The organism is Mesorhizobium sp. RIZ17 (genome assembly GCF_051127865.1).
Classification (GTDB): domain Bacteria; phylum Pseudomonadota; class Alphaproteobacteria; order Rhizobiales; family Rhizobiaceae; genus Mesorhizobium; species Mesorhizobium humile.
This window is the reverse complement of the sequence record NZ_CP147861.1, coordinates 5,789,786-5,805,048: the sequence shown is the minus strand read 5'-3', so window position 1 is coordinate 5,805,048 and position 15,263 is coordinate 5,789,786. Positions and strand designations below refer to the sequence as shown.

Sequence of the window (15,263 nt, the reverse complement as noted above, 5' to 3'; positions counted from 1 at the left end):
CGTTCGTATCGCCGAAAGCCTCAAGCTTGCTTTGTTTTACCGTCCAGACCAGCGATGGCCGACAGGCACCGCATGACGTTCGTAGTCACCGACAACTGCATCAAATGCAAATACATGGACTGCGTAGAGGTCTGCCCCGTCGACTGTTTCTACGAGGGCGAGAACATGCTCGTCATACATCCCGACGAATGCATCGATTGCGGCGTCTACGAGCCTGAGTGTCCCGCCAACGCAATCTTTCCCGACACCGCGCCCGATCTTCAGGATTGGCTGTTGTTGAACGAGGAGTACGCGTCGGTGTGGCCGAACGTCACGGTCAAGCGCGATCCGCCTGCGGATGCAAAAGATTTCGACGGCGAAACGGACAAGTTTCCTCGATACTTCTCCTCAAATCCGGGGCGGGGGGAGGGATGAACGCAGCCATCGGACAGGCCTTCCCGTTATATCTTGGCATCGATACGGGTGGCACCTACACCGATGCCGTCCTGTGGTCCGAAGCCTCGGGCATCGTCGCCAAGGCCAAGTCGCTGACGACCCGGCACGACCTCGCCGAAGGTATCGCCGGCGCCGTCGATGCGGTCCTTGGCGAAGCTGCCATTTCCCCCGCGGCGATCAAGCTGGTGTCGATGTCGACGACGCTTGCCACCAACGCACTGATCGAAGGACAGGGCGGCCGGGTCGCGCTGGTGATGATCGGTTTCGCCGAAGACGATCTTGCGCGGAGCGGATTGGCGAAGGCATTGGGTTCCGATCCGGTTATCTTTTGCCCAGGCGGGCATGACGTCCACGGCGATCCGCGCCCCGTTGCGCTGGACGCCCTGGCGCAGGAACTGCCTGTACTTGCCGATACCGTTTCAGGCGTCGCCGTGGCGTCCTATTTCGCGGTTCGCAATCCCGAACACGAGATCGCGGCCCGCGAGCTCATCCAGGAGCGTAGCGGACTTCCGGTAACCTGCTCGCATGAGCTGTCGTCCAAGCTCGGCGGGCCGCGACGCGCGCTGACGACGCTTCTCAACGCGCGCCTCATCTCCATGATCGCCCGGCTTATCGATGCCACCGAAGGCTTCCTCGAAAAGCGCGGCATCGCTGCGCCGCTGATGATGGTGCGCGGCGACGGCACGTTGGTCACCACGAAATTTGCCCTTGCCCGGCCGATCGAAACCATTCTCTCCGGACCCGCTGCCAGCCTGGGAGGAGCCCGGTATCTGACGGACCTCGACGATGCGGTGATTTCCGACATCGGCGGCACGACCACGGATATCGCCGTTCTGGAAGGTGGCCGCCTGCGGCTCGATCCCGAAGGCGCCACGGTTGGCGGCCAGCGCACAATGGTCGAGGCGGTCGCGATGCGTACCTTCGGCCTCGGGGGAGACTCGGAAGTTTCGCTTCACGAGCGGTCGCTGACTTCGGCGGTCGTGCTTGGGCCGCGCAGGCTCGTGCCGCTGGCGCTGGCTGCCGTGGAGCATGGCGATGCGGTGGCCAAGCATCTGCAGCGCCAATTGCTCAAACCCATCACCGGCCGACTGGATGGTCGCTTTGCCTTGCGCACGGGGGTTCCGGATCGCCTCGCTGCCGGCCTGACGATCACCGAGGCGAGGCTCTATGCCAATATCTCCGCTATGCCCGCGGCGCTCGATGAACTGCTTATGTCGACCTCACAGGTAGCGACGCTCAATCGCCTGGTCGCACGCGGCCTGGTGCATGTCGCGGGCTTCACACCATCCGACGCCGCTCACGTGCTTGGCCGGCAGGCCAACTGGGATCCTGTCGCGGCCCGATTGGGCGCCGAGTTGTTTGCACGCAGGCGCGATGGCCAGGGGCATCAGATCGCGAAAGATGCGGCGGCATTTTCCGAGATGGTTCTCGCTTGCGTCACGCGGCGTTCGGCCGAGGCCGTTCTGGAAACGGTCTTTGCCGAGGATGGGCTCGATGGCGGCGTTTCCGTTGCCAATCCGCTGGTCCAGAGGGCGGTTCGCCAGCGCGGTGGAATGGCGCGGCTTTCGATCGAACTCGACAGGCCGGTGATCGGGCTCGGGGCCTCCGCGTCGCTCCACTATGCCGGCCTCCCACTCTTGATCGGCAATGACTGCCATATCGCCGAACACGCCGACGTGGCGAATGCGCTGGGCGCGGTCGTCGGGCAGGTGCGCATATCGGCGGAGGCTCGCGTCAGCCAGCCGGAGATCGGGCTTTTCCGCCTGAATTCCGGCGAGCGGCTGGACGACTTCGACACCGAGGACGAAGCGATGGCCGCCGCCGAGGCCCATGTCCGCGTCCTGGCGGCAAGCCTTGCCGAGCGTGCCGGGACAAATCAAGTCCGGATCGAGACCGCACGGCAGATCAAGGCGGCGACGATCGAGGGCGAACGCAGTTTCGTCGAAGCCATAGTCGTTGCGACCGCCACTGGGCGGCCGCGCATCGCTTCGTGATGCCTCTTAAGAGCCGGATCGCTCTCAGCGGTTGGCGAGCAGCACGGTGCACGGCGACCAGGCTTCTGTTCCATAGGGCCATTCCTATAAGAGGAACGGCGCAAACACGATGATTCTGACGATAGTTGACCTTTGGTGGACCCGGTCCAAGAAATGGCGGCTATCCGAGAGACGCCACGCGGCTATCCTTCTGCAGGATCGCACTCGAATCCAACCTGGACAGCAGTTTTTCGACCTCTGCGGGTGTGATGGAGTTGTAGCAGGCGATTCCGGCACAGAACCCGTAGAACTCGTTGACTTCGTCCTTGTCGTTGGCGGCGGCAAACTCCCGTGAGCGTATGCCGATTATTGTTTCAAGGACGGCGTAGACCTCATCGGGCGCGCCACTCCACATGTCGAGATCACGGATGAGCTCGGCAGCATCATTGTCGTGAAGAAGGGACAGGAACTGCTCAGCTTCGACCCTGAGGGGCGGCATCTCCGCTCGCTCGACCCGCTCGCTGGCCATAACGCCCTTCAAGAACCCGAGCCAGTACCCCAACGCTTTGCGGTGATTTGCCTGTGCATGGATTCTTCCGAGCGCGGACCCCTCGTGTTCGAGTTTCCCACTCCCTTTCTGGAACACTTCAACCATTGTCGCCCCCCTCGACTCCAAGACTGTCAATTGAAGCAGAGACGCTCTGGACTCACCAATGACGAGGTCGCCTGACCTCCGCTCCACCGCCGACGCTGCTCTGTCGCGCTGCGGTGGCCCAGGCTGCCCGCGACCTCGATGTCCACGAGAACGTGCTGTGCAAATGGGTGCGCGATCTGTCGACGGATCCGCAGCATGCGTTTCCCGGCCATGGGCAGATGAAGCCGGAGCAGCTCGAGATTGACCGGCTGCGCAAGGAAGTCGCTAAGCTGAAGGCGGAGCGCGACATCCTAAAAAAGGCCGCAGCCTACTTCGCGAGGGAAGTGACATGAGGTTCGCTTTCATCGCGAGGCACCGGAACATCTGGCCGGTGGCATGGCTGTGCGACGCGCTGGATGTGTCCCGCTCAGGCTTCCATGCCTGGTTTAATCGCAGTCCCAGCGCTCGCTCCTGGCACGACGAGGTTCTGGTGACGGCGATTGATCGCAGCTTCAAGAGCAGCGACCGAACCTATGGCGCCAGGCGCGTCTGGCATGACGTGCTGGCTGAGGGTCTCTCCTGTGGCCTGCATCGCGTCGAGAGGCTCATGCGTCAGAATGCTCTGCGGGCCCGGCCTCGGCGCCTCGGCGCCGCGGACTGCCGAAGGACATGGGCGAGCGAGCGGCAGTGTCGGACAATCTCCTTGACCGCGCCTTCGAGGCATCGGCCCCGAACCAGAAGTGGATCGCCGACTTCACCTACATCTGGACCGCTGAAGGTTGGCTTTACGTTGCGGCCGTCGTCGACCTGTTCTCCAGGCGCATCGTCGGCTGGGCGATGAAGGCGGAGATGACGGCGCAGCTCGTCACCGACGCGCTGCTCATGGCGATCTGGCGCAGAGGTCGGCCCGACAGCCTGCTGCACCACAGCGACCAAGGCCGCCCAATATACGAGCGAGCAGTTCCAGCGGCTGATGGCCGATCACGGCATCACCTGCTCGATGAGCCGGTCGGGCAACGTCTGGGACAATGCTGCGATGGAGAGCTTCTTCTCGTCGCTGAAAACAGAGCGGACAGCCCGCAAGGTCTACAGGCACGCTCCTGGCGGCTCTCATCGATTTTGGTATTCCGTGCCTTCATAGCGCCAAAAGTTTTGCAGCCAGCGGTGCGCTCGGGGAATGCTTAGAAGTTCTGCCTCGTTCCCATAGACCATTTGTTGCGCCGCGTTCCAGGACCCCATTAGCAGAGCTTGATACGCCGGCTCTTCGTCAGCGCTAAACCTATGCGCACAGGCTTCCGCCTGGGCTACGGTCTTCTGCCCATCACGAAGATCAGAAAGCAGTTCAAAATAGCGCCGCTTCATAAGCGAGTGTGTGCGTGCTCTGTTTGACAAGTCGAACGCTAGATCAGCTGCACCGATGACCGCAGCAAGCGTGCCAAGAACCAAGTTCACGTAAGGAACCCCGGCAAACAGGGCTGAGACTGCGCCAGCGCCGCTTATGATGACGCCAAACATAAACCAACGATGTATCGCGTCCAAAAAAGCCTCGCGCGCGCTGTGATAACGCGCGTTCATGAGGCAGTTTAGGGTTATCTCTTCTTCCCCGGTCTGGGATTCGGATAGGGTGCTGGCGGTTGCCTGACTTCCGACGGCCGTGACGGCGCCGGTGCGGGCCTCGTTGAAGGTGGTGGAGGCGGGTTTTGCGGTTCGCGTGCGGCTTGCCATGCGTCTGTCCCCATAATCTCGCTCCATCTTAGAACTGGGGCAGAATCTGCCAACTACTGCGGGAGTCAATCGCTGCCGGCGGGTTTTTAACTACTATTGCAATGCCGTCGACACGAAAGCCGACGAAGTGCAGGCAGCGCCGCGACAAGCAATCCTCCACTGACTCCGCCGGACCTCTCGCCGCGATTGAGATCAAACGCGTCACGCTGAGTTCTGGTCCATTGCAGAAGCCGCCAAGTGACAGCAATGTGGGGTTAGCGGCAACGAAGGGGGCAGGGAATGAATTTTTTTACTTCGTGGGACATAACGGCTAAGGATATCGCGCTAGGTACTGTTTTCACAGTCGCTGGCATAGTAGCAACTTTGCAATGCTTTTCGTCAGTCCCACTGTAAACGACTTTGTCTATAAGCAGCGAGAAAGGAAGCTTAGTAAGAGACGAAATGCCAGATGGAACAATTACCGAACTATTAAGGCTTTTAGAACGGGAAAAAGAGACCGGTATGTGTATTACATCTCTCTTGCGACGGGTTCTATCTTAGCTGTAATGGCTGGAAGCGTCACACTGATACTGGATGCTATAAATCAAACGCAAAATGGAGAGCCGCTATTTGTCTTGTTTCCGGGCTCGATAGTGTTCATTGTTTCAATAGTTGCTTTTCTTATAGCGGGATGATTTTATGGGGCATAAGCGAGGCTGAAACGCGCTATCAAAACTTTGATCGGTACGAGGGGCAGGTCAGGGAAAAGTGGGGCCTGCCAGATGATGTTGAGGATAAGCCGACAGAGATTCAAAGCGGTGCGCCTCAGCAAGCTTTAATTGAGGATAAGGCACGGCCAGAGCGGCCAAACAACAAAGGGCGTTGATGATCACGCAGTCTTCCGCTGGGCTTCCGCCGGGTCTCTCACGCCGCGATTGAGAACGACCGCGTCACCGGCCTGCACGCCGCGCCGGTAGGCGTCGAGCGACCTCGATCCGCGAATGTTGGCGTTCTCAAGCTTGGTCCCGGCGGCGTTGATTGCGTCGTCGATCAAGCTGTTTCGCAGCACTACCAGGCCGAAGCGTCCAGAGCGCCTGGAAGACATAGCCTATGACCAATGATCCCGAGACCGCGAGCGCCATGAACAGGGCGATAGTTGCCGGCCTGAGGACCAAGGCGACGTCCATGACACCCCAGATCCTCACCGCGCCGCCTAAAACGAGGAGCGCCATTGCTGCGCCGGGCGACATGCCGAGTTCGAGCAACCCTCGAACCAAAAGCAGCGCCGCAAGGCCGTGGAGATACATCTGTGCGCCGACCAGCACCGCGAGCGGGATGGCCATAAGGTGGGTCTGCGCCGATGTAGGCGGCGAGAACATGAGAGAGCAGGAGATCCCGCAGCAGGAACTCAGCCGAAAGGCGAACGCTAGGCAAATCACGACGGTTCTTCTTCGAGGACTCCGTCGAAACGCAACTCGCTCCCGAAAAGTCGCCCGGCGACATCGTCATCCTCGACAATGTGGGCTTCCACAAAACCGAACGCGCAGCCCAGTTGGTTCGCCAAAGGGGGCGCCTGGCTCCTGTTCCTGCCGCCATATTCGACCGATCTCGATCGAGATGACCTATTCAAAACTGCGAAAGCAGGCGGCCAGAACTTCCGTCTTTGCCGTCTTGGCAGCAAGGACTGCCCGGACGGCATCAGAGAGCCGCTTGGCATCCTCGCGGTCGCGCTTTGACTGTGAGGAGCGGAGCCGCTGGGATACATTGAATGCCTGGTTGACCAGGAGGTCGATGCTGTTGTCGTACACTTCGCTCACCTTCCTTCTTTCACGGCGATAGCCGCCGATATTTCATGCTCATTCGGATTCTGATCGACCACAACCCCTTGAGCGCTCGTGACATTGCGCCATCTGGTTCTGGGATGCTTGGAGCGACGAAATCTGCAATGCCAACGGAGCCGCTGACACCCGACGGCCACCCAGCGATCAGGCCCGTTTCCTGACCGACTTTCCGGTTATCCGGCGCTCGTGTCGCAGTCATCGTCCGGCAACCACGCCTCCACTCTTTCGACGCGATCTCCGCACTCGGCGTTGCTTGGCGTTCGTTTCGCGGCCATCGCCGATGCGCGCGTGCGTGTTGATGAAGTCTTCGACGGCGACAGGCTGTTGGCGCGGATGCTGAGCCTCATGCCTCGCTCTCCTCCGCGCCGAAACCGATAATTGCGTAACTCATAATGCTTCTCCGACCTGTGTTGGTGTTGATTGTGCCGATCTTCACCGGCTCGAATTTTATTTCGTGGGGGATACGCCGCCATCCTCTCTGTCTGGCCACTCGAAACCTTGATTGACGATCTGAGGACCTACTGGATCAGCCCGCGGACGACACGTCGCCCGTTGCTGTACTCCGCCGACAGCCCGAGATGGCATTACCGCAACCTACGACATGATCTCGCGTTGCGAGTGGCCGGTTGGGAGCCGCAAGCTGTCAGTCCGCTATTTGACCGGAACTGCCAATCAACTGCCGCTCCGAAATGGGTCAGCCAGACCTCTCTTTGGCAAGCCGAAACTTGCTGCCGAGTACGATCCCGCAACCGCGTTGGCAGGCAACCTTAAAGGGTTGTCACCGCTTTTGTACGCGGCAGCCTTGCAGTTCAGAGTCTCTAATCTAGGATGCGTCAGAACCTACCGTCGGAAGTCTGGCCTGCAGCTCCGCAACAAATGTCCTTGCCACCATGGAACGTCACACCGTCGTCGTCGAGGGCACTTTAGCCTTTCGCATGCAGCGTGTCGCAGCCGCTCAAGTGGGTGACCATGGCCTCGACGTCACCACTGTCCCGCTGCTGGCGGCTCGCCTCGCGGGTGGTTTCAGCCGTCCAGCCGATCACGCAACCCTTGTACCAATCGTCGCACAAGCACTCGCAGAAATCACTTTCGAAGAGCTCGAAAAGGTCAAGGCAAGACCTGGCATGGCGAGGGCCGTCCTCGCTAGTCTGGATCGTGTATGGGCCGCCGACATTCGGCTTGACGATCCGCTCAATCCGAGTGCCCGGCTGCGCGACCTTGGTCACATCGAAGGCTTTCTGCGCGAGCATCTTCCAATCGGCGCGCTGTTGCCCGGCGACTTGCGCGATCGGGCGCTTGCACGCGTCGTTCATGCGCCCACGGTCTTCGGCCCTCTCTATCTCCACCGGCTTGTTTCCGTCGACCCGCTGTGGCGGCCGCTCATCAAAGCACTCACCACGGTCGTCGAAATTACGTGGGACGCACCAGGGATGCGCGACCGGACCTGGTTTCCTGGTACGATTCTGGCGACACCTCTGCAGCCTCCCGAACATCTGATATGTGAGGTTTGCGCCGACCCACGCGCGGAGGTGGTTGAAGCGCTTCGCTGGGCGCGTGGGTTGTTGAGCGATGGCGTGACACAGGCCTGCGATATCGCGATCGCCAGTGCTGACCTGAGCGTGTGGGATGATCACATGCTGGTCCTGGCTACGGACGCTGATCTCCCGATCCATTTCGCTGGCGGCGTTTCAGCCCTGAGCACGCGCGCTGGCCAGACCTGCGCGGCGCTCGCCGACGTTATGATCAACGGTCTGTCGCAGGATCGCATTCGTCGTCTGTCGCTGCTCTCCCCGTACCTGTCGGAGGCGCTTCCGGCTGATTGGATGAAAGGAATCCCCACCGAGGCAGGACTGTTCGAGCCGGAGCACTGGGCGCGCAGTCTAGAGACACTGTCGCCTTCCGAGGGGCCCCCAATCGCAACGATTGTAATGCCAGTGCTTTACGACCTAGTGGGCGGCGCAAAAGCTGCAGTCAAACTCGGAAAGTCGCTCTTGCGCGGCAGCAGCCTTGGGCTCTGGCAGGAGGCGCTTCGTTTGGCGCCGGCCGCAGCAATGGAGATGACCCTGGCGTCGTTGCGCATCGCAGATGAGAGCGACCCTGCCAACAATGTGGTCTGGGCACGGGCGGCGGACCTGGTTGGTGCGCCACGAAAGCACATGCGTCTTCTTGGACTTTCGAGCAGAAGCTGGCCGCGCGGCGACAATGCGGACCCGCTCCTGCCCGAGCATGTGCTCAACGAGCACGAGTTGGTGGACCTGCCCCGACTTGAGCGCGATCTGCTGGCCTTTGAGATCCTGACCGGCCACCCAAATTCGAAGGTTACCCTGTCGCGCAGCAGGCGATCGGCGGAAGGCGCGTTCCTCGCCAAGAGCGGATTGCTACAGCATCGGGTTGCCGAGCGTCCTCTTTCCCGGACGCGAACGCCGGAGCATGCGTTTAGCGAAGGTGATCGTCTATTGGCTCGTACCAGTGATGCGCTCGCCTTGCCGCGCATACAAAGCGTTATTTCTTGCTGGGCCGACTGGACGCGCAGGCTCGAGACAACGCCACATGACGGCGGGTTCCGAAAGCACCATCCGGCCATTCTGCGCGCTCTGAGCTTGCCGCAATCCGCTACCTCGCTCCGGCGGCTTCTGCGTGATCCCTTGGGCTATGTGTGGCTGAGGGTGTTAGGGATGACCGCGCCTGAGCTCGCGGTCCAGCCGCTGCAACTCGATGCGAAGACGTTCGGCGAGCTCGTGCATGAATTGCTGCGCCTCGCGGTCGAGCGCATGCCCAACCTTGTCAGCGCAACGCCAGAAGAAATCGATAGCGCCCTTGAGGTCGCGGCCAGAAGCCTCGCGGAGGACTGGCCGCTAACCCGGGCAGTGCCGCCGAGCTTGCTTTGGTTGGACACGATCGAAGAGGCGCGGCGACGGGCCCGCCGCGGACTGACGGTCGATGACCGCTTCGGCCCTGGTACGCAAAGCTTTAGCGAGGTGCCGTTCGGCACGCCTGAGTCGCAGGCAAAGCGTTCCGATCCCTGGCGCGAAGACCAACAGGTCTTGATCGGCCGTTTCGGGATTCCGCTGAAAGGCCGCATTGACCGTGTCGACGTGAAGCCGGACCGCCGTGGTGTCCGGATGTCCGACTACAAGACCGGCAAGACGCCGCGCGATCTTCGCGACGTCGTCCTCGGCGGCGGAGCGGAAGTTCAGCGCGCACTCTACGCCGCCGCGATCAAACAGCTCATCCCCGAGGCAAGCACGATCATCTCCCGTCTGGTCTACCTTGATACCGTGGAACCTCCGGCGCGCCTTGAAGGCGACGTGCTCGAGCAAGCTGAAGAGAAGCTGCTACGCTTCATCGATATCGCAGTCGAAGGGCTCAGAGCTGGGATCGCCTATCCGGGACCAGATGCGTTCGCTGACTACAACCAAGTCAGGATCGCGCTGCCTGCGGCGCTCGATCGTTACCAAGGGCGCAAGGATGAAGGTTTCAACGCCGTGCAGCACAAGCTTGCACCTCTTTGGAGGGAGCTGTGATGCTGAGCGATGCCCTCGAGCGCAGTCGCGTTCTCACTGAACTCGACAGGACATTGCTGGTCGAAGCGGCTGCGGGCACGGGCAAGACGTCACTGATTGCCGGCCGCGTCGTCATGCTGATGTTGTACGGTGCGCCGCCGCGCAGCATCGCCGCGATTACGTTTACCGAACTGGCTGCCAGCGAGCTGTCGCTGCGCATTCGCGAATACGCAGCCCAACTGCTGGGAGGAGAAATCCCGAAGGTCTTGCGCGGCGCTGTAACCCTTGAGCTGCTCGACGAAAAAAAGGCAGTCCTCAAGTCGGCAATCGATGCCTTCGATGAGCTAACCGCGTGCACGATTCACGCGTTGTGCCAGCAGATTATCATGGCCTATTCCGTCGAAACGGGACTCGATCCCGGATCACGAATGATGGATGGGCCTGCGGCCGACGCGATGTTCGAGAGCGTCATCTCCAAATGGCTGTTCGAGCGTCTCTCAATACAAACCAGGGAGGGCGAGGATCCGGTCGCGGTCCTCTCCAAGTTCGAACCGTTGAAGGTCGTCAAGGATAGCTTCGACCTTGCCAAGCTCAAGCTGGAGCATCCAGGGGCCGGCACGGCTTCGATCGACTTCTCGCTGCGCAAGGATATCGATTTTGTCGAGAGCGTCCGTGCGTTCAGACGCTGGCAAGTGGACTATCCCAAGGAAGGCCGCACCGGAGCCCTGGTTGCGGAATTCGAAACCCTCGCCGCATTCTACGAGAGCTGCTTCGAGATGCAGCCGACCTTTGCTCGGCTACGGGAACTTGCCGACCCGCCGCGTACTGCCTCAATGAAATGGAACGAGTTCGCCTTCAAAAAACAGCGCAATCTCGGCCATTGGAAATCGGCCTATGGCAAGGACAAAGGACCAGAACTCGCTCAGCAGGCCGAGGCGCATTCCCATAACTGTGAGACGCAATTCGCAGAACTCCTCGGCCAGATCGGCGATGGGATGGTCGATCAGATGTCACGTGCGCTCGATCCCGTGACCGATCTCTATGTCGAGCGCAAGGGCGACGCGGCTGTCCTCGACTTCGACGACCTCCTGCAGCGTGCCCAAGCCCTTGTGACCAAGAACGATGCCGTGCGCGAGGCAGTCGGTCGACGTTTTGCGCATATCCTGGTCGATGAATTTCAGGACACCGACCCGATCCAGGCGAGCATCCTGTTTTCGATAGCGGCGCGCGCCATGCCCGATCGCTGGCAGGATGCCGACCTTCGCGACGGGGCGCTGTTCGTGGTCGGCGATCCCAAGCAATCCATCTACGCCTTTCGTGGTGCCGATATCGACAGCTACAATCAGGCGAAGCGGACGATTGCACGCCTGGGGGACGACCGCATTGTCCATATCGGGGCCAACTTTCGCTGCCAGCCAGGCATCATTGACTACGTGAACGCCGCGTTCCAACCCGTTCTTGATGCTGACGGTCAGCCAAGTTATGGCGCACTCACCGCAACACGTGAAGGCGCCATCCATGGACTGCCTTCCGCTTCCCACGTGACCATTGGCGACGGTCGAACGGCGAGTATGCCCGAGCAGCGCGACGACGAGGCGGCGATCGTTGCGCGGATATGTTCGAAACTGGTCGGTGCAATCGAGATCGAAGACGAGCACGATGGCAGGCGCCGCCTACTTGAAGCGGGCGACATTGCCCTGCTCGCGCCAACCGGCACTGACCTTTGGCGCTACGAACGGGCACTGGAGGCGCTCGGGCTTGCCGTCGCGTCGCAGGCTGGCAAGACGCTGTTACTCCAGCAGGAGACCCAGGACGTTCTGGCGCTGCTGCGCACGCTGGCGGATTCGCGCGACCGGCTTGCCTTCGGTGCTTTCATGCGTGGACCCATGGTGGGTCTAACCGATGAAGAGCTGCTCGACATTGCCGAAGAGGTCCATCAGGCCGGACCTGCCGCTGCACCGACTGGCCTTTTTGACATCACGACACCGCCGGCTCTGGTGTCCCATCCCATCGCCAGTTCAATCCTCGAAATCCTGCAAAAACTCCGAGCAAGGGTGAACTTCACGACCCCGCGCATTTTGTTGGCCGAGGCTATCGAGGAGCTTCAACTGCGCGTCGCACTGTCTGCGCGAAGCGGCAACAACCGTGCAGCGCGCTCTCTTGCCAATCTTGATCGCATCGTTGAACTGGCGCGGCCATTCGACGTCCGGGGGCTCCGGTCCTTCTTCCGTCATCTCCAGCTCGATTGGGACCGTCGCGCCTCGCGGCAGGAGGGCCGGATCGACGCGTCGAAGGACGCGGTCGAGATTGTGACCATTCACAGCGCCAAAGGCCTTGAGTGGCCGGTGGTCATCCCCATCAACATGGGCACGCGTGCAAGACCCTCCGAGCGCTTCGTCCATCGCCAGTCCGACAACACGCTGCACTGGATCATCGGCGGCGTCTGTTCCTCTGCGCTCAAGCTTGCTCGCGAGGAGCAAGCGCAGCGTCAGACGCTGGAACATCAACGTATGTGGTATGTCGCCTCTACGCGCGCCCGCGATCTGCTGGTCGTTCCCAATCTTTCCTCGGCCAAGCCAGGTGCATGGTCGAAACTGCTCAACCTGAGATTCGACCTGCTTGAGGAATTGCAGTTCAACCAGCTGGAGCCGCGAACGCCGCCGGATTTCGACGCCGCCGCGTTGCCTCAGGATGCGGATACTTTCGCACGGCAATCCGCCATCGTTCAGGCAGCCTCGCCATCACTGCACTGGATCAATCCTAGTGCCCACGATGCGGATCGTGCCGAAATCCTCCCACCGACCTTGGCGAGCGAACCAAGCGGCGCGTTCGAATATGTCGAGCCCATAGGCGCCGGCAGGACTCGCGGGCTGGTCCTTCACAAGCTTATGGAGGAACTTCTGACGGGCGAACTATCGCCCCAGGATGATGTTGCGGCACGCGCTGGACATCTTCTCAACGAACTTCTTGCCATCGAATCCGAGGAGGCATCTCTCCCGGTTCCAAGCGAACTCGCAGCGACAGCGTTGCAGACCTACTGGCTGCCTTATGTGCAGCGACTCTTGCCCGTGCTTGTGCCCGAATTGTCTGTCTGGGGCGAGATAAAGCCCGGCAATCTTCTCGCCGGCCGTGTCGACGCGATCGCAATCGAGGATGGCAAAGTGCTGGAGGTTCTGGACTGGAAGAGCGATCGCGACACAAGCCTGCACCGCGTTGCGTATGTCCAGCAGTTGCAAGGCTACCTACAGGCAATCTCCGCGCCACAGGGCGCGATCGTGTTTATGACTACCGGTGAAATCGTGTCCGTCCTGCACGCGAATTGAGTTCACCAGCCACGCACCGCAATGCAGTACTGCCGCACTAGCTTGTATCCACTTTCTATGTAGAGGCATTTCGAGCTATTTAAGTGTGATACATCCGGGATGCGAAGAAGGGGGGCGCATGCCTTCGCTGGATTACGAGAACGAAAAGATCGTCTTTAGGGATTTCTATGATGCCTCCCGCGACAAGATGGCGTCCGCCAAAGCCGCAATGGAGACGCTCCTCCGCTCACTTTTAGCCACCGATCCGGCGATCGCCGGAGCCAAGGTTGAAGGGCGCGTGAAAGATCGAGAGGAGTGCCTCAGCAAGTTCCGTCGAAAATACCAAACGGAACTGGAAAGCTCTAAGATTCCCTATTCGATTCGAAACCACATCACCGATCTTCTGGGGCTTCGGATCGTCTGCTTCTATGAAGACGAGGTTGAGCGCGTACGCGATCTCGTCACTGGGGAGTTCGAGGTGCTCGAAATCACCGACAAGACGGCCCAGATGCAGGAAACGGACAATGCCTTCGGCTACAAGGGCCTGCACATGGACCTAAGGCTCACCGAGGGCAGGCGCGGAATGAAGGAGTATGCCGCCTACGGCGACTTTCCCTTCGAGTTGCAGATCCGCACAGTGGTCCAAGATTCCTGGAGTGTGTTGGACCATAAGATCAAGTACAAGAAATCTATTCCTATCGAGCTGAAGCGGCGCATCAACACTCTGGCCGCCCTCTTCGAACTCGCCGACCGCGAGTTTCGCGAAATTCGCGAAGGAACGACCGAGGCGTTGAACCGCACCGAAGAGTACGTAACGATCGAGGCGGAGAGTGCGAGCCCGGAACCGGAACCCGCCCGCACGCCAACCGGAAAGAAATCAGGCGGCTACACACCTCTCGACGCGTTCAGCTTGCTCCGCATCGCGAAACACTTTTTCAAAGACGAGGAATTTGAAGCTTACAAAATTGATGGCTTCACGCAGGAGGTCACTAAACTTGATCCCGGCATATCGCGCGGCAAGTTCAACTTCTACATGAAGGAGACGATCGGCGATGTCCGGCGATACAAAACGGACTTTGAGGCGAGAACTGACGGCGGGATGATGAACTCGTTCACGGTCATGCGGCATTGCCTCTACGCGGCCGATGCCGACAAGTTCGGCTCCATGTTGACCGACCGCGCGCGAGCGACATTCGACGAATGGCGAGCTGCGGAAGCGACCGGGAGCGGATGATAGTTTGGTTGCCAGCCGCAAGGTCGCTTACCGGCCGTCAGTTCTTAGAGACCGAGTCTTGGTAGCCTACATTTCCAGATGTACGACTCGTTTCAGCGCCGACGCTTCTTGCCCATCCTTGCGGCTCTGAACTCGGAAAGCGCTGATGCCGAGCTCTTAGCTCGCAAAGAAAAAGCCGCCAACAACGCAGCAACGCCCACACTGCACACGCGACGCATGGAACCCCCTTATACAACCCAGGAGCCATATTCACGAATCCTATCGGCTACGCAAGCAGGGCCTGTTTGCTTTGAGCCTTTATGCTTGCCAGTAAGCCCCGTCGTATTGCTTTCCAGGTCTACGGCATTCCATTCGCTGACAACGAAGTCATTGCTTGACACGTTCTCCGCGCCAGGGCGATGGTTCACCGACTTTGGAGGGTTGGGAAATGCAAACGAAAGTAACGGGCGCACTGGCTGCGTTAGCGACGACCGTAGTCGTGTGTGCAGCGGGACCCGCGCTTCAAGAGACTGGAAACGACGGGCGCGTAGCCGAAGTCTTGGACTTTCCTCTCGCGTTGGAGCTGGGGTTGGCCGCCAAATCCGGATGGTCATTCATGGAGCTTGGACGATCGAGAATCGCGGCTTCCGCGCTCGAG

Annotated in this window: 11 protein-coding genes and 1 pseudogene; 6 read left to right on the top strand and 6 right to left on the bottom strand. The window is 60.3% G+C overall.

The features are described 5' to 3' along the window. The first annotated feature begins 72 nt into the window (after positions 1-72). Both fdxA and WDX12_RS28225 read left to right on the top strand, forming a co-directional pair. The gene (gene fdxA / locus WDX12_RS28230) at positions 73-414 is read left to right on the top strand and encodes a ferredoxin FdxA (RefSeq protein ID WP_434725720.1); all 342 of its coding nucleotides are present in this window, start codon (positions 73-75) and stop codon (positions 412-414) included. Further along, positions 411-2,429, top strand: a complete 2,019-nt coding sequence (locus WDX12_RS28225) for a hydantoinase/oxoprolinase N-terminal domain-containing protein (protein WP_434722786.1) — start codon at positions 411-413, stop codon at positions 2,427-2,429. Before fdxA ends, WDX12_RS28225 begins: the two co-directional genes overlap by 4 nt. Positions 2,430-2,589: 160 nt before the next feature. Here WDX12_RS28225 and WDX12_RS28220 read toward each other — a convergent pair whose 3' ends face one another. Next, complete coding sequence (locus WDX12_RS28220) at positions 2,590-3,063, bottom strand: hypothetical protein (protein WP_434722785.1); 474 nt, start codon at positions 3,061-3,063, stop codon at positions 2,590-2,592. Between the two features lie 110 nt (positions 3,064-3,173). Between WDX12_RS28220 and WDX12_RS28215 the strand changes: the two are divergent. Further along, positions 3,174-4,135 (top strand): annotated as a pseudogene (locus WDX12_RS28215) (IS3 family transposase); the annotation flags it as partial. A 17-nt stretch (positions 4,136-4,152) separates the two neighbouring features. Here the strand turns inward: WDX12_RS28215 and WDX12_RS28210 are convergent. From WDX12_RS28210 to WDX12_RS28190, 5 genes are all read right to left on the bottom strand, one after another. Next, positions 4,153-4,767, bottom strand: coding sequence for a hypothetical protein (locus tag WDX12_RS28210; RefSeq protein WP_434722784.1), 615 nt, complete (start codon positions 4,765-4,767; stop codon positions 4,153-4,155). A 737-nt stretch (positions 4,768-5,504) separates the two neighbouring features. Then, positions 5,505-5,639 carry a hypothetical protein gene (locus WDX12_RS28205; protein ID WP_434722783.1) on the bottom strand — a complete coding sequence of 45 codons (135 nt, stop codon included), beginning with the start codon at positions 5,637-5,639 and terminating at the stop codon, positions 5,505-5,507. A gap of 120 nt (positions 5,640-5,759) precedes the next feature. Then, on the bottom strand, positions 5,760-6,185 hold the full coding sequence (locus WDX12_RS28200; RefSeq protein WP_434722782.1) for a hypothetical protein: 426 nt from the start codon (positions 6,183-6,185) through the stop codon (positions 5,760-5,762). 183 nt (positions 6,186-6,368) lie between these two features. Continuing rightward, a complete protein-coding gene (locus WDX12_RS28195) occupies positions 6,369-6,554 on the bottom strand; it encodes a hypothetical protein (RefSeq protein WP_434722781.1) in 186 nt (61 codons plus the stop codon). Positions 6,555-6,760: 206 nt separating this feature from the next. After that, the gene (locus tag WDX12_RS28190; protein WP_434722780.1) at positions 6,761-6,934 is read right to left on the bottom strand and encodes a hypothetical protein; all 174 of its coding nucleotides are present in this window, start codon (positions 6,932-6,934) and stop codon (positions 6,761-6,763) included. A gap of 543 nt (positions 6,935-7,477) precedes the next feature. Between WDX12_RS28190 and WDX12_RS28185 the strand changes: the two genes are divergently transcribed. The 3 genes from WDX12_RS28185 to WDX12_RS28175 all read left to right on the top strand — a co-directional run bounded on the left by WDX12_RS28185 (position 7,478) and on the right by WDX12_RS28175 (position 14,626). After that, positions 7,478-10,111: a PD-(D/E)XK nuclease family protein gene (locus tag WDX12_RS28185; protein WP_434722779.1), complete on the top strand. Its 2,634-nt coding sequence runs from the start codon at positions 7,478-7,480 to the stop codon at positions 10,109-10,111. Next, positions 10,111-13,413 (top strand): UvrD-helicase domain-containing protein, encoded by a 3,303-nt coding sequence (locus WDX12_RS28180; RefSeq protein ID WP_434722778.1) that lies wholly within the window; start codon positions 10,111-10,113, stop codon positions 13,411-13,413. Before WDX12_RS28185 ends, WDX12_RS28180 begins: the two co-directional genes overlap by 1 nt. Before the next feature lie 118 nt (positions 13,414-13,531). After that, positions 13,532-14,626, top strand: coding sequence for a GTP pyrophosphokinase (locus WDX12_RS28175; RefSeq protein WP_434722777.1), 1,095 nt, complete (start codon positions 13,532-13,534; stop codon positions 14,624-14,626). Positions 14,627-15,263: the final 637 nt, after the last annotated feature.